This window comes from Bradyrhizobium sp. USDA 4504 (assembly GCF_054063995.1).
This window is the reverse complement of sequence record NZ_JBSSGV010000001.1, coordinates 6452915-6473443: the sequence shown is the minus strand read 5'-3', so window position 1 is coordinate 6473443 and position 20529 is coordinate 6452915. Positions and strand designations below refer to the sequence as shown.

Below are 20529 nucleotides of genomic sequence, written 5' to 3'. Positions count from 1 at the left end.
CATCCAACCTTCGTAAAAGCAGCACCGACCGCTCCTAGATGGACCGGCGTGAGCGCGATCGGGCGCATTCGGCGCTTCGCTCACTGGATGGAGACCACCCATGAATTTCATCAAAGCAATCGTCGCAGCCGGCGTGATCGCCGCTTCGACGTCGGCCTTCGCTGCCGATATTACCGGCGCGGGCGCGACGTTTCCGTTCCCGATCTATTCGAAGTGGGCTGACGCCTACAAGAAGGAGACCGGCAACGGTCTGAACTACCAGTCGATCGGCTCCGGCGCCGGCATCAAGCAGATCCAGGCCAAGACCGTGACCTTCGGCGCCACCGACGCGCCGCTCAAGCACGAGCAACTCGAGAAGGACGGCCTCGTCCAGTGGCCGATGGTGATGGGCGCGATCGTCCCGGTCGTGAACCTCGAAGGCATCAAGCCGGGTGACCTGATCCTGTCGGGCGAAGTGCTCGGCGACATCTATCTCGGCAAGATCACCAAGTGGAATGACGCGGCGATCGCCAAGCTCAATCCGAAGCTGACCCTGCCGGGCGATGCCATCACCGTCGTGCGCCGTTCGGACGGTTCGGGCACCACCTTCAACTTCACCGACTATCTCTCCAAGTCGAACGCCGACTGGAAGTCCAAGGTCGGTTCCGGCACCGCGGTCGAATGGCCGGTCGGCGTCGGCGCCAAGGGCAACGAAGGCGTTGCCGGCAACATCAGCCAGACCAAGAACGCTATCGGCTATGTCGAGTATGCCTACGCCAAGCAGAACAAGCTGACCTACACCGGGCTGGTCAACAAGGCCGGCAAGACCGTGCAGCCGACCATGGCTGCCTTCCAGGCTGCCGCCTCGAATGCCGACTGGGCCAAGGCTCCCGGCTACTACGTGATCCTGACCGACCAGCCGGGCGAAGCCTCCTGGCCGATCACCGCGGCGACCTTCATCCTGATGCACAAGGACTCGACCGACAAGGCGGCCTCGCAGGAAGCGCTCAAGTTCTTCAAGTACGCCTTCGAGAAGGGCGACAAGGCGGCCGAAGAGCTCGACTACATCCCGATGCCGGACTCGGTCGTCAAGCTGATCGAGAAGACCTGGTCGTCGGACATCAAGAGCTAAGTCCGACGCTGCGACAGGGCCTGTGCCGACTCGATCGCGGCACAGGTCGAGCGACCAAGACCCGGTCTCCATCACTGCGGCAACAAGCGCGGGATCGAGGCCGGGGTTCGCGCCTCAAGGGGCGTGGCTGGAACGACGGCGCCCGGCCAAATGCGTCAGTGAAGATCGCTTCGGGGCGTAGCGGTTTGCGTGGCTTTTGCATACTAAAGAGGGGATTGGCGTGGCAGACATGGCTGTTCAGAGCGATGTGATGGAAGCCGCGGGACCTTACGATCGCGCCAAGGCCCTCAGCGCCTTCAAGCTCGGTGACCTCACCTTCTATTGGATCACCCGCATCTCGGCGATTTCGGTTCTGTTGATCCTCGGCGGCATCATCCTGTCGCTGATCGTCGGCGCCTGGCCGGCGATGAAGGAATACGGCATCGCCTTCCTCTGGACGCAGCGCTGGGCACCCTCGGCCGATCCGCCGGTGCTCGGCGCGCTCGGCCCGATCTACGGCACCCTGATCACCTCGGTCATCGCGATGCTGATCGCCATTCCGGTCGGCATCGGCATCGCCGTGTTCCTCACCGAGCTCTGCCCGCAAATGCTGCGCCGCCCGATCGGCATCGCGATCGAGCTGCTCGCCGGCATCCCCTCGATCATCTACGGCATGTGGGGCTTCTTCGTGCTCGGCCCGTTCCTGGCCAACACGTTCCAGCCCTTCATGATCCGGATCTTCGAGGGCGTCCCGGTGCTGGGCGCGGTGTTCGCAGGCCCGCCGTCCTATCTCAGCCTGTTCAACGCCGCGCTGATCCTTGCGATCATGGTGCTGCCCTTCATCACCGCGATCTCGGTCGACGTGTTCAAGACCGTGCCGCCGGTGCTGAAAGAGGCCGCCTACGGCATGGGCTGCACCACCTGGGAAGTCGTCCGCAGCGTCGTGATCCCCTACACCCGCGTCGGCGTGATCGGCGGCATCATGCTGGCGCTCGGCCGCGCCCTCGGCGAGACCATGGCGGTGACCTTCATCATCGGCAACTCGTTCCGGATCTCGTCGTCGATCTTCGCGCCGGGCACCACGATCTCGGCGGCGATCGCCAGCGAATTCGCCGAGAGCGACGGCCTGCACCAGTCCGGCCTGATCCTGCTCGGCCTGCTGTTGTTCGTGCTGACCTTCTTCGTGCTCGCCGGCGCGCGGCTGATGCTGATGCGGCTTGAAAAGAAGGCGGGGAAGTAACGCCATGAACCCGATCTACAAATCCCGCCGCCGCAGCGACATCGTCATCCGCGCACTCTGTGTCGGCGCGGCGCTGTTCGGCGTTACCTGGCTGGCGCTGATCCTGATCACGCTGCTCTATAACGGCCTTGCCGGCCTCAGCGTGCAGCTGTTCACCCAGAACACGCCGCCGCCCGGCTCGACCGAAGGCGGCTTGCTCAACGCCATCGTCGGCTCGGTCATCATGACCGTGATCGGCGTCGGCATCGGCGCGCCGCTTGGCCTGTTCGCCGGCACCTACCTCGCCGAATACGGCAAGCACGACAAGCTGACCTCGGTGATCCGCTTCATCAACGACATCCTGCTCAGCGCGCCCTCGATCATCATCGGCCTGTTCATCTATGGTGCGGTGGTGGTGCCGATGCGCGGCTTCTCGGCGATCGCAGGCAGCCTTGCGCTCGCGGTGATCGTGATCCCGGTCGTGCTGCGCACCACCGAGGACATGCTGCTCTTGGTGCCCAATCCGCTGCGCGAGGCCGCCTCCGCGCTCGGCCTGCCGCGTTCGCTGGTGATCAAGCGGATCGCTTATCGTGCCGCGCGATCGGGTCTGATCACCGGTGTGCTGCTGGCGACCGCCCGCGTCGCCGGCGAGACCGCGCCGCTGCTGTTCACCGCGCTGTCGAACCAGTTCTTCAGCCTGGATCTGACCAAGACGATGGCCAACCTGCCAGTGACCATCAACAACTTCGTGCAGAGCCCCTACGCCTACTGGAAAGAGCTGGCGTGGAGCGGCGCGCTGCTCATCACATTCACCGTGCTCGCGTTGAATATCGGCGCGCGTATCCTTGGTGCCGAAAGGGCCGCAAAATGACCGAGCTTTCCGTCTCCACGACTGCCGCAGGCCACATTCCCCAGGTTCCGCTGCCGGAAGCGCCGCCGAAAGTCACGGTGCGCAACCTCAACTTCTATTACGGCGAGCACCACGCGCTGAAGAACATCAACCTGGCGCTCGGCACCAACCGCGTCACGGCGTTCATCGGCCCGTCCGGCTGCGGCAAGTCGACCCTGCTGCGCATTTTCAACCGGATGTACGACCTGTATCCGGGTCAGCGCGCGGTCGGCCAGCTGATGCTGGACCAGACCAACATTCTCGACCCCAAGCTCGACCTCAACTTGCTGCGCGCGCGGGTCGGCATGGTGTTCCAGAAGCCGACGCCGTTCCCGATGACGATCTACGAGAACATCGCCTTCGGCATCCGCCTCTATGAGAAGATCTCGAAGTCCGAGATGGACGACCGGGTCGAGAAGGCGCTGCGCGGCGGCGCGCTGTGGAACGAGGTCAAGGACAAGCTGAACGCCTCCGGCCTGTCGCTCTCCGGCGGCCAGCAGCAGCGCCTGTGCATCGCGCGCACCGTGGCGGTGCGTCCCGAGGTGATCCTGTTCGACGAGCCGTGCTCGGCGCTCGACCCGATCTCGACCGCCAAGGTCGAGGAGCTGATCCAGGAGCTCTCCGAGGACTACACGATCGCGATCGTCACCCACAACATGCAGCAGGCGGCGCGCGTCTCCGATAAGACCGCCTTCATGTATCTCGGCGAGCTGATCGAGTTCGACGACACCAACAAGATATTCACCTCACCGAGCGATCGGCGCACCCAGGACTACATCACCGGCCGGTTCGGTTGACCGGCGCATGATCCGGAAAAGTGGAAACCGGTTTTCCGATCAGGTCATGCTAAAATTCAGGACACGAAACCATGATCCCCGGGATCATGGTTGAGGGAGACAAGCGATGGCTTCTGAACATACCGCCAAGGCATTCGACAGCGACCTGCAGGAGTTGACTCGCCTGGTCGCCGAGATGGGCGGCCTGGTCGAACGGATGATTACCGAGTCGGTCGACGCGCTGATCCGTCGCGACGTCGCGCTCGGCAAGCGCGTGGTCGCCGCCGACATCGAGATCGACAATCTGCAGCGCAACATCGAAGAGCGGGCGGTGCTGACGATCGCCCGCCGCCAGCCGATGGCGATCGATCTGCGTGAGATCGTCAGCGCGATGCGCGTCGCCACCGACCTCGAGCGGATCGGCGACCTCGCCAAGAACATGGGCAAGCGCGTCGCGGCGCTGGAGAGCGATTTCCAGCCGCTGAAGCTGATCCGCGGCCTCGAGCACATGACCGACCTCGTGCTGTCGCAGGTCAAGTCGGTGCTCGACGCCTATGCCGCGCACGACCTGCCGGCGGCGATGAACGTCTGGAAGGGCGACGAGGAGGTCGATGCGATCTGCACCTCGCTGTTCCGCGAACTGCTCACCTACATGATGGAAGATCCGCGCAACATCTCGTTCTGCATCCATCTGATGTTCTGCGCCAAGAACATCGAGCGGATCGGCGATCACGCCACCAATATCGCCGAGACCGTGTTCTACATGATCGAGGGCCAGCAGATCACCGACAAGCGCCCGAAGGGCGACATGACCACTTTTGCCACCACGGTGCCGGGCAACTGAGGCATGATCGGCAAGCACGGAACCGGCAAGAGCGAAACTGGATGATCCTCGCGACAAATCGTTTCCGCGGGGACTATGCTCAAGGAAGTAAGCGTTTCGGTTTGCGTCTGGGCAACGGATCACCACAGAGAAAGAACTTAAACCGATGAGCGCACGCATTCTGGTAGTCGAAGACGAGGAAGCGCTGACGACGCTGTTGCGCTACAATCTCGATGCGGAAGGCTACGATGTCGAGACGGTGGGGCGCGGCGACGATGCGGATACAAGGCTGAAGGAGCGCGTTCCCGACCTCGTGGTGCTGGACTGGATGCTGCCGGGCCTGTCCGGCATCGAACTGTGCCGCCGCCTGCGGGCGCGGCCCGAGACCAAGCAGCTTCCGATCATCATGCTGACCGCGCGCGGCGAGGAAAGCGAGCGCGTGCGCGGGCTTGCCACCGGCGCGGACGATTACATCGTCAAGCCGTTCTCGGTGCCGGAGCTGCTGGCGCGGGTGAAGGGCCTGTTGCGCCGCGCCAGCCCGGAGCGGCTTGCGACCGTGCTGACCTACGGCGACATCGAGCTCGACCGCGAGAAGCGCCGCGTGGCGCGCTCGGGCCGTCCGATCGATCTCGGGCCGACCGAGTATCGCCTGCTCGAATTCTTCCTTGAGCATCCCGGCCGCGTGTTCAGCCGCGAGCAATTGCTCGACAGCGTCTGGGGCCGCGACATCTACATCGATGAGCGCACCGTCGACGTGCATATCGGCCGCCTGCGCAAGCTGCTCAATCCGGGCCGCGAGCAGGATCCGATCCGCACTGTGCGCGGCGCCGGCTACGCGCTCGACGACCGCTTTGCCAAGGCCGAGCCGCAGCCGTAACGGCCATGCGGCATTCATAAACCGCAACACGGCGTCGTCCCGGCGAAACCCGGGACCCATACGCTGCGGCCAGCGCAATCGGCACGCGGCCAGACGGCTTTCTAACAACACCCATTCGTGGTTATGGGTCCCGGCCTGCGCCGGGACGACGCTGGTGATATAGCCGGGCTGGGTCACACAAAAAAATCCCCGCTTTCGCGGGGATTTGTCTTTGAGGTCTTCCGTCGTTTTCCCGAGTGCTCACTTGATCTGCGGTTTCGCCGACGGCCGGCGGCGATCGGCGGCGGGCTGGTAGGCGACGCGCGAGTGATGCGCGCAATAGGGCAGGCCGCCGAGCGCTTTGCCGCCGCAGAAGAAGAATTCCGGGCTCGAGGGATCGCCGACCGGCCAGTGACAGGTGGCCTCGTTGAGCTCGAGCAGCGACAGCCGCTGGCTCATCGGCACCACATTGTCGTAGGAGATCGGATCGGGCTCCATCTCGGCCTCGAAGGCGTGCGCCAGCGCGGTGTTGCCGCGCGAGACCGGGCGCGCCACCCGCATCATGTGCTGGGCGGGGCGGGCCTTGCGCTGCCGCGGCGCGGCCGTGGAGGGTGCCTTGGCGCGGCCGGAGAGGCCGAGCCGATGCACTTTGCCGATCACGGCGTTTCGCGTCACATTGCCAAGTTCCGCCGCGATCTGGCTGGCCGACAGGCCGGACTCCCAGAGCTTCTTCAGCTGCTCGACGCGATCGTCGGACCAGGTCAATACAGTCATCGCATTCTTCCCTTCGCGTAGCGCCGGCCAATCATTGGAGCGGCGCTGCGAGCCAATCTGGACAAATATCCCTGCGGCCAGAATCCCTTAGCCCTCGCCGGGCACGGTGTTGCGCCCGAACGTTTACGCGAGACACAAAGGCTACTTAGAGGGTCCAGTACCGCCGCACGAGATGTCGTACCCGACAGGCCAAACGCTACAATATGGCGTGACTCTGGCGCAAGAGTCCGCGGTCGTGCGTCCACATGTTCCCACACAGTTAAGCATCGCGATGAGGCTTTTCCACCGCACCGGAATGCTCCGGATTGCGCTCGTTTCGCATTGCAGGAAGGCCACTTCGTGGCGATTGACACTTACCGACCGCAGCATAGAATGCCCGCCACGTGCCGCCCGCAAAGGCGGCCGTTTTGTTTTCCGAAGCTGGCCGTTGCTGCGCTGGCGTCAAGGCGCGCGGCAATTGTCGGCTTAAAAACCGTCAGTGATCGTCATGACCAACGCTGCCACGTCGCATCTGCTCCCCGTCTTCGCCAGGGTCGATCTCGGTTTCGAGCGCGGTGAGGGCGCCTGGCTGATCGCAACCAACGGCGACCGCTATCTCGATTTCACCTCGGGCGTCGCGGTCAACGCGCTCGGGCACGCGCATCCGCATCTCGTCAAGGCGCTGCAGGAACAGGCGACCAAGCTCTGGCACATGTCGAACCTGTTCAAGAGCCCGGACGGCGAGGTGCTTGCCGCGCGGCTGTGCGAGCAGAGCTTTGCCGACTTCGTGTTCTTCTGCAATTCCGGCGCGGAAGCGATGGAGGGCGTGATCAAGCTGGTCCGCCACTATCACTTCTCCAAGGGCCATGGCGAGCGCTACCGCATCATCACCTTCGAGGGCGCCTTCCACGGCCGCACGCTGGGCACGCTGGCGGCGACCGGCTCGGCGAAATATCTCGAGGGCTTCGGCCCGCCGATGGACGGCTTCGACCAGGTGCCGCATGGCGACATCGACGCGGTGAAGAAGGCGATCGGTCCGCACACCGCCGGCATCCTGATCGAGCCGGTGCAGGGCGAGGGCGGCGTGCGCTCGGCGCCACAGGCGTTCTTCAAGGCACTGCGCGCGCTGTGCGACGAGCACGGCCTGCTGCTCGCCTTCGACGAGGTGCAGACCGGCATGGGCCGAACCGGCGAGCTGTTCGCCTACAAGCGCACCGGCGTCACGCCGGACGTGATGTCGCTGGCCAAGGCGCTCGGGGGCGGTTTCCCGATCGGCGCGGTGCTGGCGACCGCGCAGGCCGCGGCCGGCATGGCGCCCGGCTCGCACGGCTCGACCTTCGGCGGCAATCCGCTCGCGGTCGCCGCCGCCAATGCCGTGCTCGACGTCATGCTGAAACCCGGCTTCTTCGAGCATGTGCAGAAGATGTCGCTGCTGCTCAAGCAGAAGCTCGCCTCCGTCGTCGACCGCTATCCCGGCGTGCTGTCGGAGGTACGCGGCGAGGGGCTGTTGATCGGCGTCAAGGCCGTGGTGCCGTCGGGCGACCTGATCGCAGCGCTGCGCAGCGAGAAGCTGCTCACCGTCGGCGCAGGCGACAATGTGGTGCGGTTCCTGGCGCCGCTGATCGTGACCGAGTCCGAGATCGACCAGTCGATCACCGCGCTCGAGCGCGCCTGCGCGACATTGTCGGTGGCGCAGCCGAAGAAGGCGGCTGGATAATGAGCAAGCCGGTCCGTCACTTCCTCGATATCAACGAGCTGCCGCTCGGCGAACTGCGCAACATGCTGTCCGCCGGAGCCGCCATGAAGGCGAAGCTGAAGGCGCATGAGAAGGGCAGGAAGCCGCTCGAAGGCAAGACGCTGGCGATGATCTTCGAGCGCCCGTCGACCCGCACAAGGGTGTCGTTCGACGTGGGCATGCGCCAGCTCGGCGGTGAATCCATCATGCTGACCGGCGCCGAGATGCAGCTCGGCCGCGGCGAGACCATCGCCGACACCGCGCGCGTGCTGTCGCGCTATGTCGATGCGATCATGATCCGCATCCTCAACCATGACGCGCTGCTCGAGCTCGCGGCTCACGCCACCGTTCCCGTCATCAACGGCCTGACCCGGCGTTCGCATCCCTGCCAGGTGATGGCCGACCTCATGACCTATGAGGAAAACCGCGGCTCGATCGAGGGCAAGACCGTGGCCTGGACCGGCGACGACAACAACGTGCTGGCCTCCTGGGCGCATGCCGCCGAGCGGTTCAAGTTCCAGCTCAATGTTGCGACCCCGCCGGAGCTGTCGCCGAAGAAGCCGATGCGCGACTGGATCAAGGCGACCGGCGCGCCGATCATGCTCGGCACCGATCCGGAAGCCGCCGTGCGCGGCGCCGACTGCGTCGTCACCGACACCTGGGTGTCGATGGGCGACAAGGAGGGCGAGCACCGCCACAACGTGCTGCGGCCCTATCAGGTCAATGCCAAGCTGATGTCGCTCGCCAAGCCGGACGCACTGTTCATGCACTGCCTGCCCGCGCATCGCGGCGAGGAGGTCACCGACGAGGTGATCGACGGGCCGCAATCCGTGGTGTTCGACGAGGCGGAAAACCGCCTGCATGCGCAGAAGGGCATTCTGGCCTGGTGTTTCGACGCGGTCGCGTAGTCGGAGATCAGTAAGCGTTGTCGTCCCGGGCAAGCGAAGCGCGACCCCGGACCCATAACCATCGCTGTCAATCGTTGCGAAGGCTGGGGCACCAGCTTGATGCAAGCAACTCACATCGGTGGTTATGGGTCCCTGCTTTCGCATGCTTTCGCAGGGACGACGGAAACATCCGCGTTAGTGAACCCCTTTATTTCATGGTCCGAGACCCCAGATAGAGCGCCATGGTTTCACAATCCCCCGACATCAAAATCACGCCCGAGGCGCCGGTTCGCGCGCCCTCAGCGGTTCCGGTCGACGATGCCGTGCTGGCATTCGAGGTCGGCGCGCTGGACCTGCGCGGCCGGCTGACCCGGCTCGGCCCCGCGCTCGACGAGATCCTGCACAAGCACGATTATCCGCCCGCGGTCGGCAAGCTGCTCGGCGAGGCGATCGTGCTGACCACGCTGCTCGGCTCGTCGGTCAAGTTCGAGGGCCGCTTCATCCTGCAGACCCGGACCGAAGGTCCGGTCTCGCTCCTGATCGTGGATTTCCAGGCGCCCGACCGGCTGCGCGCCTATGCGCGCTACGACGCATCGCGCCTCAAGAATGGCCAGAGCTCGGGCGAGCTGCTCGGCAAGGGCCACCTTGCGATGACCATCGATCAGGGCTCCAACACCAGCCGCTACCAGGGACTGGTCGCGCTCGACGGCGGCGGCCTGGAAGAGGCGGCCCACGAATATTTCCTGCGCTCGGAGCAGATTCCGACGCGGGTGCGGCTTGCGGTCGGCGAGGAGATGCGCGGCGGCGAGGGCGGCAAGCTGCACTGGCGTGCCGGCGGCATCCTGCTGCAATTCCTGCCCAAGGCGCCCGAGCGCGCCAAGCAGGCCGATCTGCATCCCGGCGATGCGCCGGAAGGCACGGCCACGCATAGCGTGCCGGACGATGACGCCTGGGTCGAGGGCCAGTCGCTGATCTCGACCGTCGAGGACGTCGAGCTGATCGATCCCGATCTGTCCGGCGAGCGGCTGCTCTATCGCCTGTTCCACGAACGTGGCGTGCGTGTCTTCAACCCGCAAACGCTGCGCGCGCAGTGCTCCTGCTCGCGCGACGCGGTGTCGTCGATGCTGAAGAGCTTTGCGCCGAACGACCGCGCCGAGATGGTCAAGGACGGCAAGGTCGTCGTGACCTGCGAGTTCTGCTCGTCGGTGTATGAATTCACTCCGCAGGAAGCCGGCGTGGAGTAGACGCGTTCGTCATCGTAGCCCGGATGAAGCGCAGCGAAATCCGGGGCCGCTCCAACCGCGGATGCACCTGCCCCGGATTGCGCTTCGCTCCATCCGGGCTACGCAGGCGTCAGTTCAGCACCCTTTTGCCGCCCGGGCTCGGGCTGTCCAGCGAAAATGTCGGCACGTCGATGTCGAAGCGCTCGCCGGCTTCGGTGACCATCTGATAGCTGCCGGTCATGAATCCGGAGGCGGTCGGCAGCGGCACGCCGCTGGTGTATTCGAAGCGTTCGCCGGGCGCGAGCACCGGCTGCTCGCCGACCACGCCCTCGCCGCGCACCTCCTGGCGGCGGCCGGTGGCGTCGGTGATGATCCAGTGCCGCGTCCGCAGCTGCACCGTATCCGGGCCCGAATTGACGATCACGATCTTGTACGACCAGAAATATTCGCGCCGGTCGACCGACGAGCGCTCCGGCATGAAGTTCGGCTCGACGGTGACTTCGATCTGGCGGGTAACGGCGCGGTACATGCGGCTCAATCCGATGGTCCTGGCGCATGGTCCGCTTTCGACCGGATCATGCTCAAACAGGGCGCTATCATAGCCAATTGAACCGCCGGAACCAATCGCCTGCCAGGCCGCGAAAGGGCGGGCTTGGAAAGCCGGATTTGGGGCGGCCCGTTCATCGCGGTTTCAACATAGTTCCGCTCTAAAGCGCGGCCGCATGCCGCCGCACTCCGTGCTTTGTCGGCAACTCGCGGACCGATATTATCTTTTCAGCACGGCGTGCGGGGCGTCCGCGGCCGACACGGTGTTTGATGAGCTCGATTGCCGATCCCATAGCCGGTTCGCCGGTGGCTGACGTCAAGGCCGAAGTAAAGGCAGAGGCCGAGGCGAAGGTTGCTGCGCCCGCGATCACGCTGCCGGCGACCGGCGAGCGCGAGCTCCGCCTCGATCTGTTCCGCGGGCTCGCGCTGTGGCTGATCTTCATCGATCATCTGCCGACCAATCTTCTGACCTGGCTGACGATCCGCAATTACGGCTTCTCCGACGCCACCGAGATCTTCATCTTCATCTCCGGCTACACCGCGGCCTTCGTCTACGGCCGCGCGATGCTGGAGGGCGGCTTCGTGATCGCGACCGCGCGCATCCTGCGCCGGGTCTGGCAGATCTACGTCGCGCACGTCTTCCTGTTCACGATCTTCCTCGCCGAGATCTCCTATGTCGCGACCTCGTTCGAGAACCCGCTCTACAGCGAGGAAATGGGGATCATGGACTTCCTCAAGCAGCCCGACGTCACCATCGTCCAGGCGCTGCTGCTGCGCTTCCGTCCCGTCAACATGGACGTGCTGCCGCTCTATATCGTGCTGATGCTGTTCCTGCCGCTGATCCTGTGGCTGATGAAGTGGAAGCCCGACGTCACGCTCGGTCTCTCGGTCGTGCTCTACGCGCTGACCTGGCAGTTCGACCTTTATCTCTCGGCCTATCCGAACGGCTTCTGGGCGTTCAATCCGTTCGCCTGGCAATTGCTGTTCGTGTTCGGCGCCTGGTGCGCGCTCGGCGGGGCGCGGCGGATGTCGCGGATCCTGTCGTCGAACATCACGATGTGGATCTGCATCGTCTATCTGGTCGCGGCGTTCTTCGTGACCCTGACCTGGTACGTGCCGCAGCTCGGCCACATCATGCCGAAGGTGATCGAGCAGTGGATGTATCCGATCAACAAGACCGACCTGGACGTGTTGCGATTCGCGCACTTCCTGGCGCTCGCCGCGCTCACCGTGCGCTTCCTGCCCAAGGACTGGCCGGGCCTGAAATCGCCCTGGCTGCGACCTTTGATCCTGTGTGGCCAGCATTCGCTTGAGATATTCTGCCTCGGGGTCTTCCTCGCCTTCGCCGGTCACTTCGTGCTTGCCGAAGTATCTGGCGGTGCCGCACTGCACGCCTTGATCAGCGTCTGCGGCATCCTCATCATGTGCGGCATGGCGTGGATCATTTCGTGGTACAAGCACTCCGCCGACAAAGGCGCCTCGAAAAAAGGCGCCGCCGGCAACGCCGATCTGGCGGGAGGGGGAGCATGAAGTCCGCGCGGACGATGCTGGGCCTGACGCTGCTCGCAGCCTGCCTGACGGCCGGTTTGGCGGCGGCGCCCGCGTGCGCTGGCGACACCGCGGAGCCGCCCCCGCCGCCGCCCTGCGACGTGCCCGCCTATCTGCTTACGAGCGAGAGCTCGCTGCCCAAGGTCACCGACGCCATCAAGTCCAACCGGCCGCTCAACGTGCTGGTGGTCGGCAGCCGCTCCTCGACCATCCAGGGCAACGAGGCGAGCGCCTATCCGGCCACGCTGCAGGCGGCGCTGAAGGAAGCGTTGCCGTCGTCGACGATCGATCTATCCGTAGAATTACAGGGAAAGAGCACCGCCGAGGAGACCGCGGGAACTCTTGTTAAGCTTGTTGAAGCAAAAAAGCCTACTTTGGTTATCTGGCAGACCGGAACCGTCGATGCTATGCGAGCAATCGATCCCGACGATTTCCGTACCGCCATCAACGAAGGCGTTGTTGCGTTGCGGGACGCCGGGACCGACGTGGTGCTGGTCAATCTGCAATACAGCCCGCGTACGGAGACGATGATCTCTGCACCGCCCTATCTCGACAACATGAAGGTGGTGGCGCAGCAGCACGACGTTCCGCTGTTCGACCGGTTCGCGATTATGAAGCAGTGGAGCGACGCCGGATATTTTGACCTGTTCAGCACCTCGCATGGTGTCGATCTGGCCAAGAAGGTTCATGCCTGTCTCGGCCGCGCACTGGCGAAATTCGTGATCGATGCGGCCCATCTGGGCCCGGTGCAGCAGAATTAAGGAAGCAGAGTAAATGCGTTTTGCCTTCCCTTTTCGCGCTTCCGCAGGGCGAGGTCTCTGTGCCGTTGCGGTGCTGACGCTGCTCGCGGTCGCACCGTCGCGCGCGCAGACCGACCAGCATGCAGCGCTTTCGTCCGACGGCAAGACCGAGGCCGCAAAGCCTGATGCAACGCAGCCCGCTGCGACGGCTGACGCAACCAATCCGCCGCAACCCGGCGTCGCCGCGAAGGCGCTCGATAAGGTGAAGCAGGCCGCGAAATCCGCCAGCGACATCTTCCACCGCGTGCCCTGTCAGCAGCCCAAGGGCGTGCCGAACAGCACCGGTTCGCTGCCGCATGTCGCGGCCAAGCTCGCCGCCGGCAAGCCGGTCGTGATCATCGCATTCGGCTCGTCCTCGACCCAGGGCTATGGTTCGTCGGCGCCGGAATTCACCTATCCGAACCGGCTCGCCGGACAGTTGCGCCGGCAGTATCCGTCCGCCGACATCACCGTGCTCAATCGCGGCAAGGGCGGCGAGGACGCGCCCGAGATGATGAAGCGGCTGCAGACCGAAGTGATCGACGTCCATCCCGACATGGTGATCTGGCAGGTCGGCACCAACGCGGTGCTGCGCAACCTCGATCCGACCGAGACCGCCAGGCAGGTCGAGGACGGCGTGGCGCGCCTTCAGGCGTCCGGCGCCGACGTCGTGCTGGTCGATCCGCAATATTCGCCGCGCGTCACCGAGCGTCCCGAAAGCGCGCGCGGCATGGTGAAGCTGCTCGGCCGCATCGCCGCCCTGCGTCATGTCGGCATCTTCCCGCGCTTCGAGGTGATGCGCGACTGGCACGAGAAACAGGCGATCCCGATCACCGATTTCGTCATCGCCGACGGCCTGCACATGAACGACTGGGGCTATGCCTGCTTCGCCCAGCTGCTCGGCGACGACATCATCCGCTCGGTCGGCGCGATCAAGATCGGCGTCAACGTCCCCGCCGATGTGCGGACCTACCGGCCGATGTGATCGGGCTGCCCGGCCGCTCCAACCGTCATTGCGAACGAAGCGAAGCAATCCATTCGTCCGCTTGCGCTGATGGATGGATTGCTTCATCGCTTCGCTCCTCGCAATGACGGTTGAGGCGGTGCGCTCATTTCCATCACCGTCACCCTGAGGTGGCCGCTTCTTCAGCGGCCCTCGAAGGGTCGACGGCCCGACTTGGGGGGCCGTGCATCCTTCGAGGCTCGCTCCGCTCGCACCTCAGGATGACGGGACTGATACCCTCGCGGACTCTTGCCTCGACCATCTCGGCACTCACACACCAATCTTGACCTCGCCGCGGTAATCCGCTCCCTTGGCGCTTGCACCCAAGCCTTAAGGGAAACGCTCATGTCTTTCGTGCTGGCCATCGATCAGGGCACCACATCGTCGCGCGCCATGGTGTTTCGCGGCGACATCTCCATCGCCGCCGTCGCGCAGCAGGAGTTTCCGCAGCATTTCCCCGCCTCCGGCTGGGTCGAGCACGAGCCGGAGGACATCTGGACCTCGACCGTGATGGTGTGCCGCGAGGCGCTGGAGAAGGCCGGCCTCAAGGCGAAGGACATCGCCGCGATCGGCATCACCAACCAGCGCGAGACCACCGTGGTGTGGGACCGCGCCACCGGACAGGCCGTGCACCGCGCCATCGTCTGGCAGGACCGCCGCACCGCCGACATCTGCGCAAAACTCAAGGCCGAGGGCCATGAGTCGGTGATTTCGGCCAAGACCGGTCTGATCATCGATCCCTATTTCTCCGGCACCAAAGTCGCCTGGATCCTCGATCACGTGCCGGGCGCGCGCGAGCGCGCCGAGCGCGGCGAACTCTTGTTCGGCACCGTCGACTGCTATCTGCTGTGGCGGCTCACCGGCGGGAGAGTCCACGCCACCGACGCCACCAACGCCTCGCGCACGCTGCTGTTCAACATCCATACCGGCGCCTGGGACGATGACCTCATCAGGCTGCTGCGCGTACCGCGCTCGATGCTTCCCGAGGTGAAGGATTCCTCCGCCCGGTTCGGCGAGAGCACGGCGGACTTGTTCGGCGGCCCGATCGCGATCTCCGGGATTGCCGGCGACCAGCAGGCCGCGACCATCGGCCAAGCCTGCTTCGAGCCCGGCATGATGAAGTCGACCTACGGCACCGGCTGCTTCGCGCTGCTCAACACCGGCACCACGCCGGTGGCCTCGAAGAACAAGCTGCTCACCACCATCGCCTACCAGCTCGGCGGCCAGCGCACCTACGCGCTCGAGGGCTCGATCTTCGTCGCCGGCAGCGCGGTGCAGTGGCTGCGCGACGGGCTCGGCATCATCAAGCACGCCGCCGAGACCGGACCGCTTGCCGACAAATCGGACTCCATGCAGAGCGTCTACTTGGTGCCCGCCTTCGTCGGCATGGGCGCGCCGTACTGGAATCCGCGCGTGCGCGGCGCGCTGTTCGGGCTCACCCGCAACACCGGCCCGGCCGAGCTCGCGCATGCGACGCTGGAGAGCGTCTGCTACCAGACCTTCGATCTGTGGGCCGCGATGCGCACCGACTGGCCGGAGGCCAACGCCGCCAACACCGTGCTGCGCGTCGACGGCGGCATGACCGCCTCGGACTGGACCATGCAGCGGCTCGCCGATCTGCTCAACGCCCCGGTCGACCGCCCGATGATCCAGGAGACCACCGCACTCGGGGCTGCCTATCTCGCCGGCCTCGATGCCGGCGTCTATCCGGAGCCCGCCAAGTTCGCCGACAATTGGCGGCTCGAGCACCGCTTCCGGCCGGCGATGAGCCAGGCGACGCGCGAGCGCAAGCTCGCCGGCTGGGCCCGCGCCGTGAAGGGCGTGCTGGCGAGCGACGAGGGGGAATGATGAACTGATGCTGCGGCAAGCTCGCTGCACCTCTCCCGCTAGCGGGGTCAAGACGAGCGAAGCTCGCTCTTAGGTCGTAGTGCATCATCAGATGCGCTACGGGTGGGGTCTCTTTCCACACCAAGCAAGCGGCGACGCTACGGCTGCCGCTCAATCTCGCCAAGTGTGCGCAATAATCAATAACAACCATCGGAGAACAACATGAACACGGATCTCAACCGCGTCGCCAAGCTACTCACTGCCGCACTCTGCGCCGCAATACTTGTTGCACCCGCCACCGCGCGCGAGAAGCCGAGCCCGCTCGTCGCGGCGCGCGAGGTCAAGACCGACGTCGCCGGGCTGAAGGCGCCGGGGCAGATCCTGGTCGATGTCTGGGGCATCCCGCACATCTATGCCGGCAACGAGCACGACCTGTTCTTCCTGCAAGGCTTCAACGCCGCGCGCGATCGGCTCTGGCAGATCGATCTCTGGCGCAAGCGCGGGCTCGGCCTCTTGGCGAAGGATTTCGGCCCTGCCTATGCCGAGCAGGACAAGGCGCTGCGTCTGTTCCTCTATCGCGGCGACATGAATGCGGAATGGGCCGCCTATGGCCCGAAGGCGAAATCCTATGCGGAGGCGTTCGTCGCCGGCGTCAACGCCTATGTCGCCGACGTCCAGGCGGGCAAGCGCGCGCTACCGATCGAGTTCAGGATCGCAGGCACGATGCCGGATTTGTGGTCGGCAGAGGATGTCGTGCGCGTCCGCAGCCATGGCCTGACCCGCAACGTCGCCTCCGAGGTGAAGCGCTCGCGGGTCGCCTGCGCTGCCGGCCTCGATGCCGATCGTTTCCGCGTCAAGCTGGAGCCCACCTGGACCACCAGGATCCCCGATGGGCTCGATCCCTGCAGCGTGCCGAAGGCGGTGCTCGCCGCCTACGATCTTGCCACGCGGCCGGTGAAGTTCGCCGCGCCGAAGGACCAGAAGGCGGCGCTGGCGCATGATCCCGACACCTACCTCGCCGAGGCCGACCAGCAGCGCGACACCATCGGCTCCAACAACTGGGTGATCGCGGCATCGCGCACCGCGACCGGACGTCCGATCCTCGCCAACGATCCGCATCGCGAGCACTCGGTGCCGTCGCTGCGCTACATCGTCGGCCTCAACGCGCCCGGCATCTCCGTGATCGGCGCCGGCGAGCCGGCGCTGCCGGGCATCTCGATCGGCCACAACGACACCATCGCGTTCGGGCTGACCATCTTCAACGTCGATCAGGAAGACCTCTACGTCTACGAGCTCAACCCCGACAATCCGAACCAGTACCGCTACGGCAGCGGCTGGGAGGACATGCGGATCGTGCATGAGAAGGAAGCGGTGAAGGGCGAGGCCGACCGCGATCTCGAGCTGAAGTTCACCCGCCACGGCCCGGTGATCTTCGTCGACGCCGACAACAAGCATGCGTTCGCCGTGCGCTCGATCTGGTTCGAGCCGGGCACCTCGGCCTATTTCGGCTCGTCCGACTACATGACGGCGAAGAATTGGAACGGCTTCCTCGGCGCGATGCGGCGCTGGGGCGCGCCGTCGGAGAACCAGGTCTATGCCGACACGTCAGGCAATATCGGCTGGGTCGCCGCCGGCAAGACGCCGCGCCGCGCCAGTTTCGACGGCCTGATGCCGGTGCCCGGCGACGGCCGCTATGAGTGGCAGGGCTTTCTGTCGCTCGACGAGTTGCCGAAGCTGTATCAGCCGAAGCAGGGCTTTATCGCCACCGCCAACCAGATGAACCTGCCGGCGGATTATCCGGTGGGTGAGCGCAGGGTCGGATTCGAATGGGCCGACAGCGCGCGCTGGCAGCGCATCACCGAGGTGCTGCAGGCCAACAGCAAGGTGACGCTGGCGGACGCGATGGCGCTGCAGAACGACGACACCGGCATGCTCGCGCGGCGCCTCGTCGCGCTGCTGAAGCCGCTCACGTCGGATGATGCGAACGTCGGGAAGGGCCTCGATCTGCTCAAGGCGTGGGATGCGCGTGATGCGGCCGATAGCGCGGCCGCCGCGGTCTATGAGGTGTGGATCGCAAACCATCTCGGGCCGGTGCTGCTCAAGACCACCGCGCCGAAGGCAGCCGAGCTGATTGCGCCGGAGGCCTCCAGCATCTCCGCCATTGTCGGCTATCTCGAAAAGCCGGACGTGGCGCTCGGCAGCGATCCATCAGCCGAGCGCGACCGCTTGCTGCGCGACAGCCTCGGCGAGGCGGTCGCCGATGTTGCCGACAAGCTAGGTCCCGATGCGTCGACCTGGCGCTGGGGCCGGCTGCATGTTGCGCAATTCAATCACGCGCTGATGCCGCTCGCCGACAAGGCGACCGCGGCGCAGATGCAGGTCGGCCCGCTCGCCTTTGGCGGCGCCGCCAACGTGCCGCGCGCCGCCACCTATCGCCGCTCCGACTATCATCTGATCTCCGGCGCTTCATTCCGCATGGTGCTCGATGTCGGCAATTGGGATGCGAGCCGCGCCGTCAACACGCCGGGCCAATCCGGCGATCCCTTCAGCGGCCACTACCGCGACCTCGCGCCGCTATGGGCGACGGGCCAGTATGTGCCGCTGCTCTACAGCCGGCCGGCGGTGGAAGCCGCAACCGCGGAAGCGATCACGCTGACGCCGAGGTGAGGGGGCGGTCACCCAAAACTCCACTGTCGTCCCGGGCAAGCTCCGCGCGACCCGGGACCCATAACCACAAATGCCGATTGTCTTGCGATGTTGGGGCCGCAGCGTGCCTTATCAACTCAACCCTGTGGCAATGGGTCCCGGCCTTCGCCGGGACGACACCCGAGTGTTCGGCACTGCCGTAGCCGCAACCGCGGACGCGATCACGCTGACGCCGAGGTGCGGAGGCGAGTGCGTCTCATCGGCTGCGCCACAAACTCCGCCGTCGTCCCGGCGAAGGCCGGGACCCATAACCACGAATGCCAATTGTCCTGCGATGTTGGGGCCGCAGCAGCGTCGTTCAACAACGTAGTCCTGTGGTAATGGGTCCCGGCCTTCGCCGGGACGACGTCAAACGTGTGGCGAGCACCGCGCTCACTTTTCCTGCTTCTCCTGAAAGCGGAAGCGCGACCCTGGATTCATCCATGCGAATGCCGACGCGGACTGCGGCGGCCAGCCACTATTCACTTCGTGCCATCAACGCGGCGGCGCATCTGGATCACTACAAGTTGACGTTTGCGATTTGCGCACGGACTTCCCGCAACACTGTGCGCGGGCGTCCAAGAAGCGTTGGCTTCTGCCTGTTAGTCTGACCGATCGTGATCGCCGCCGGCCTGTGACGGTTCTCACATCCGGCGCGAGCACGCATTTTCTGGAAGCGATTGAAAGCTCAGCTGGTTACTTCACAGGAGCTGACCATGACGAAAACTATTCTTGTTTCGATCGCAGTTGTTTGTCTGTCCACGGCGGCACTCGCCGATGCACGCACGGCACAACACCGGACCCACCAGCGTCTCGTGATGGGTACCGCACTGAGTCCTGCCGTGCTCAATGCCAACGCCAGTCTCAATGGCGATGTCAGCGACCGCGCGATGCGCATACGGAGTCTTCGCGAGTCCGGCTACAACCCGAAGAACGATTTCGACGCCAACGGCAACGTATGGGTCGGCAACTAACCGGGTACGGGAGGGCCTGGGGAGCCCTCCCTCAAAGCGCGTTCAAACTGGTTTATCCCGCTCGTTGGACCTGGCCGCTCGAATGAGCAGCGGTGGATGCGCTTATTACCTCGTCTGCTTCTCCTGACCAGGCATTGCGCGCAGCGTTGCATTGCATCCGCGGCGACGTGCGGTTATGTCCCGCCGACAGCCTGCAAACAGAGGTCGCGATGCTGCTGCCCAACGGTTACTCCGACATCCCCCATGGCAAGATCGCTGCCGTCGTCACCCATCTGGAAATGACCGCGCTTCCGCCGCTGCGCGACGATCCGCCCGGCGCGTGGCGCCTGCGCAAGGTCGATCGGCCAGCGCTCGACTGGTATCGCGATATCTATCGCCGGGTCGGCGAGGAGTGGCTGTGGTTCACCCGCACCGGGCTCGATGATTCCGATCTCGCCTCGAGGATCCACGGCCCCGGCAACGAGCTCTACGGGCTGGCCGTCGACGGCCAGGATGAGGGCCTGCTCGAACTCGATTTCAGCGTGGCCGGCGAATGCCAGCTGCTCTATTTCGGCGTCACCGCAAAATTCATCGGCACCGGCGCCGCGCGCTTCCTGATGAACCGCGCGCTCGAGATTGCCTGGTCACGCGACGTCAGCCGCGTCTGGGTGCACACCTGCACCTTCGACCATCCCTCGGCCGTCGCATTCTACCAGCGCTCCGGCTTCCGTCCGTTCCTGCGGCAGATCGAGGTGGCGGATGATCCGAGGCTCGACGGCAAATTGCCGCGCGATGCGGCGAGGCACGTGCCGGTGATTGGGTAGCTCGCCTAACGGACCGGATCAGGATCCGGTTGCAATGCGGCGCGGCCCATCTACGATGGTGCAAAGTGCAACCTTTGTCCCCGGCATTCGCACACTTCGAAATCTCTGTTTTC

Annotated in this window: 18 protein-coding genes; 16 read left to right on the top strand and 2 right to left on the bottom strand. The window is 65.0% G+C overall.

Annotated elements, in window-relative coordinates:
* Positions 1–100 precede the first annotated feature (100 nt).
* The 6 genes from pstS to phoB all read left to right on the top strand — a co-directional run bounded on the left by pstS (position 101) and on the right by phoB (position 5674).
* A complete protein-coding gene (gene pstS / locus ACVMB1_RS30445; protein ID WP_076830985.1) occupies positions 101–1111 on the top strand; it encodes a phosphate ABC transporter substrate-binding protein PstS in 1011 nt (336 codons plus the stop codon).
* Positions 1112–1340: 229 nt separating this feature from the next.
* Complete coding sequence (gene pstC, locus ACVMB1_RS30440) at positions 1341–2330, top strand: phosphate ABC transporter permease subunit PstC (protein ID WP_076830982.1); 990 nt, start codon at positions 1341–1343, stop codon at positions 2328–2330.
* Positions 2331–2334: 4 nt separating this feature from the next.
* Positions 2335–3180, top strand: a complete 846-nt coding sequence (gene pstA / locus ACVMB1_RS30435) for a phosphate ABC transporter permease PstA (RefSeq protein WP_050386784.1) — start codon at positions 2335–2337, stop codon at positions 3178–3180.
* On the top strand, positions 3177–3995 hold the full coding sequence (gene pstB / locus ACVMB1_RS30430) for a phosphate ABC transporter ATP-binding protein PstB (RefSeq protein ID WP_076830980.1): 819 nt from the start codon (positions 3177–3179) through the stop codon (positions 3993–3995). Before pstA ends, pstB begins: the two co-directional genes overlap by 4 nt.
* Before the next feature lie 106 nt (positions 3996–4101).
* Positions 4102–4818, top strand: a complete 717-nt coding sequence (gene phoU / locus ACVMB1_RS30425) for a phosphate signaling complex protein PhoU (protein WP_016844066.1) — start codon at positions 4102–4104, stop codon at positions 4816–4818.
* Positions 4819–4963: 145 nt separating this feature from the next.
* Positions 4964–5674, top strand: coding sequence for a phosphate regulon transcriptional regulator PhoB (phoB, locus tag ACVMB1_RS30420; protein ID WP_016844067.1), 711 nt, complete (start codon positions 4964–4966; stop codon positions 5672–5674).
* 240 nt (positions 5675–5914) lie between these two features.
* Here the strand turns inward: phoB and ACVMB1_RS30415 are convergent, their stop codons facing one another.
* Positions 5915–6427: a GcrA family cell cycle regulator gene (locus tag ACVMB1_RS30415; protein WP_076830977.1), complete on the bottom strand. Its 513-nt coding sequence runs from the start codon at positions 6425–6427 to the stop codon at positions 5915–5917.
* A gap of 487 nt (positions 6428–6914) precedes the next feature.
* Here ACVMB1_RS30415 and ACVMB1_RS30410 point away from each other — a divergent pair, with 487 nt between their 5' ends.
* The 3 genes from ACVMB1_RS30410 to ACVMB1_RS30400 all read left to right on the top strand — a co-directional run bounded on the left by ACVMB1_RS30410 (position 6915) and on the right by ACVMB1_RS30400 (position 10272).
* Positions 6915–8123 (top strand): aspartate aminotransferase family protein, encoded by a 1209-nt coding sequence (locus tag ACVMB1_RS30410; RefSeq protein ID WP_076831076.1) that lies wholly within the window; start codon positions 6915–6917, stop codon positions 8121–8123.
* Complete coding sequence (argF, locus tag ACVMB1_RS30405; RefSeq protein ID WP_028342316.1) at positions 8123–9049, top strand: ornithine carbamoyltransferase; 927 nt, start codon at positions 8123–8125, stop codon at positions 9047–9049. The genes ACVMB1_RS30410 and argF overlap by 1 nt, the downstream gene beginning before the upstream one ends.
* A 221-nt stretch (positions 9050–9270) precedes the next feature.
* Positions 9271–10272 (top strand): Hsp33 family molecular chaperone, encoded by a 1002-nt coding sequence (locus ACVMB1_RS30400; protein ID WP_076830974.1) that lies wholly within the window; start codon positions 9271–9273, stop codon positions 10270–10272.
* 109 nt (positions 10273–10381) lie between these two features.
* On the opposite strand, the gene apaG is transcribed toward ACVMB1_RS30400, so the two are convergent.
* On the bottom strand, positions 10382–10780 hold the full coding sequence (gene apaG / locus ACVMB1_RS30395; RefSeq protein ID WP_076830971.1) for a Co2+/Mg2+ efflux protein ApaG: 399 nt from the start codon (positions 10778–10780) through the stop codon (positions 10382–10384).
* Between the two features lie 287 nt (positions 10781–11067).
* Here apaG and ACVMB1_RS30390 point away from each other — a divergent pair, with 287 nt between their 5' ends.
* From ACVMB1_RS30390 to ACVMB1_RS30360, 7 genes are all read left to right on the top strand, one after another.
* A complete protein-coding gene (locus ACVMB1_RS30390) occupies positions 11068–12327 on the top strand; it encodes an OpgC domain-containing protein (RefSeq protein ID WP_076830969.1) in 1260 nt (419 codons plus the stop codon).
* On the top strand, positions 12324–13106 hold the full coding sequence (locus ACVMB1_RS30385; protein ID WP_141339786.1) for an SGNH/GDSL hydrolase family protein: 783 nt from the start codon (positions 12324–12326) through the stop codon (positions 13104–13106). Before ACVMB1_RS30390 ends, ACVMB1_RS30385 begins: the two co-directional genes overlap by 4 nt.
* A 13-nt stretch (positions 13107–13119) precedes the next feature.
* Positions 13120–14109 carry an SGNH/GDSL hydrolase family protein gene (locus ACVMB1_RS30380; RefSeq protein WP_076830966.1) on the top strand — a complete coding sequence of 330 codons (990 nt, stop codon included), beginning with the start codon at positions 13120–13122 and terminating at the stop codon, positions 14107–14109.
* 363 nt (positions 14110–14472) lie between these two features.
* Positions 14473–15975 (top strand): glycerol kinase GlpK, encoded by a 1503-nt coding sequence (glpK, locus tag ACVMB1_RS30375; protein ID WP_076830963.1) that lies wholly within the window; start codon positions 14473–14475, stop codon positions 15973–15975.
* Positions 15976–16176: 201 nt separating this feature from the next.
* A complete protein-coding gene (locus ACVMB1_RS30370; RefSeq protein WP_076830960.1) occupies positions 16177–18621 on the top strand; it encodes a penicillin acylase family protein in 2445 nt (814 codons plus the stop codon).
* Between the two features lie 734 nt (positions 18622–19355).
* Positions 19356–19613 carry a hypothetical protein gene (locus ACVMB1_RS30365; RefSeq protein ID WP_141339761.1) on the top strand — a complete coding sequence of 86 codons (258 nt, stop codon included), beginning with the start codon at positions 19356–19358 and terminating at the stop codon, positions 19611–19613.
* Between the two features lie 209 nt (positions 19614–19822).
* Positions 19823–20416, top strand: a complete 594-nt coding sequence (locus ACVMB1_RS30360) for a GNAT family N-acetyltransferase (protein ID WP_076830957.1) — start codon at positions 19823–19825, stop codon at positions 20414–20416.
* Positions 20417–20529: the final 113 nt, after the last annotated feature.

Excerpts from the sequence above, each read along its gene's own strand:
- pstS (WP_076830985.1), top strand. The coding sequence starts at position 101 with ATGAATTTCATCAAAGCAATCGTCGCAGCCGGCGTGATCGCCGCTTCG.
- pstC (WP_076830982.1), top strand. The coding sequence starts at position 1,341 with ATGGCTGTTCAGAGCGATGTGATGGAAGCCGCGGGACCTTACGATCGC.
- pstA (WP_050386784.1), top strand. The coding sequence starts at position 2,335 with ATGAACCCGATCTACAAATCCCGCCGCCGCAGCGACATCGTCATCCGC.
- pstB (WP_076830980.1), top strand. The coding sequence starts at position 3,177 with ATGACCGAGCTTTCCGTCTCCACGACTGCCGCAGGCCACATTCCCCAG.
- phoU (WP_016844066.1), top strand. The coding sequence starts at position 4,102 with ATGGCTTCTGAACATACCGCCAAGGCATTCGACAGCGACCTGCAGGAG.
- phoB (WP_016844067.1), top strand. The coding sequence starts at position 4,964 with ATGAGCGCACGCATTCTGGTAGTCGAAGACGAGGAAGCGCTGACGACG.
- ACVMB1_RS30415 (WP_076830977.1), bottom strand. The coding sequence starts at position 6,427 with ATGACTGTATTGACCTGGTCCGACGATCGCGTCGAGCAGCTGAAGAAG.
- ACVMB1_RS30410 (WP_076831076.1), top strand. The coding sequence starts at position 6,915 with ATGACCAACGCTGCCACGTCGCATCTGCTCCCCGTCTTCGCCAGGGTC.
- argF (WP_028342316.1), top strand. The coding sequence starts at position 8,123 with ATGAGCAAGCCGGTCCGTCACTTCCTCGATATCAACGAGCTGCCGCTC.
- ACVMB1_RS30400 (WP_076830974.1), top strand. The coding sequence starts at position 9,271 with ATGGTTTCACAATCCCCCGACATCAAAATCACGCCCGAGGCGCCGGTT.
- apaG (WP_076830971.1), bottom strand. The coding sequence starts at position 10,780 with ATGTACCGCGCCGTTACCCGCCAGATCGAAGTCACCGTCGAGCCGAAC.
- ACVMB1_RS30390 (WP_076830969.1), top strand. The coding sequence starts at position 11,068 with ATGAGCTCGATTGCCGATCCCATAGCCGGTTCGCCGGTGGCTGACGTC.
- ACVMB1_RS30385 (WP_141339786.1), top strand. The coding sequence starts at position 12,324 with ATGAAGTCCGCGCGGACGATGCTGGGCCTGACGCTGCTCGCAGCCTGC.
- ACVMB1_RS30380 (WP_076830966.1), top strand. The coding sequence starts at position 13,120 with ATGCGTTTTGCCTTCCCTTTTCGCGCTTCCGCAGGGCGAGGTCTCTGT.
- glpK (WP_076830963.1), top strand. The coding sequence starts at position 14,473 with ATGTCTTTCGTGCTGGCCATCGATCAGGGCACCACATCGTCGCGCGCC.
- ACVMB1_RS30370 (WP_076830960.1), top strand. The coding sequence starts at position 16,177 with ATGAACACGGATCTCAACCGCGTCGCCAAGCTACTCACTGCCGCACTC.
- ACVMB1_RS30365 (WP_141339761.1), top strand. The coding sequence starts at position 19,356 with ATGACGAAAACTATTCTTGTTTCGATCGCAGTTGTTTGTCTGTCCACG.
- ACVMB1_RS30360 (WP_076830957.1), top strand. The coding sequence starts at position 19,823 with ATGCTGCTGCCCAACGGTTACTCCGACATCCCCCATGGCAAGATCGCT.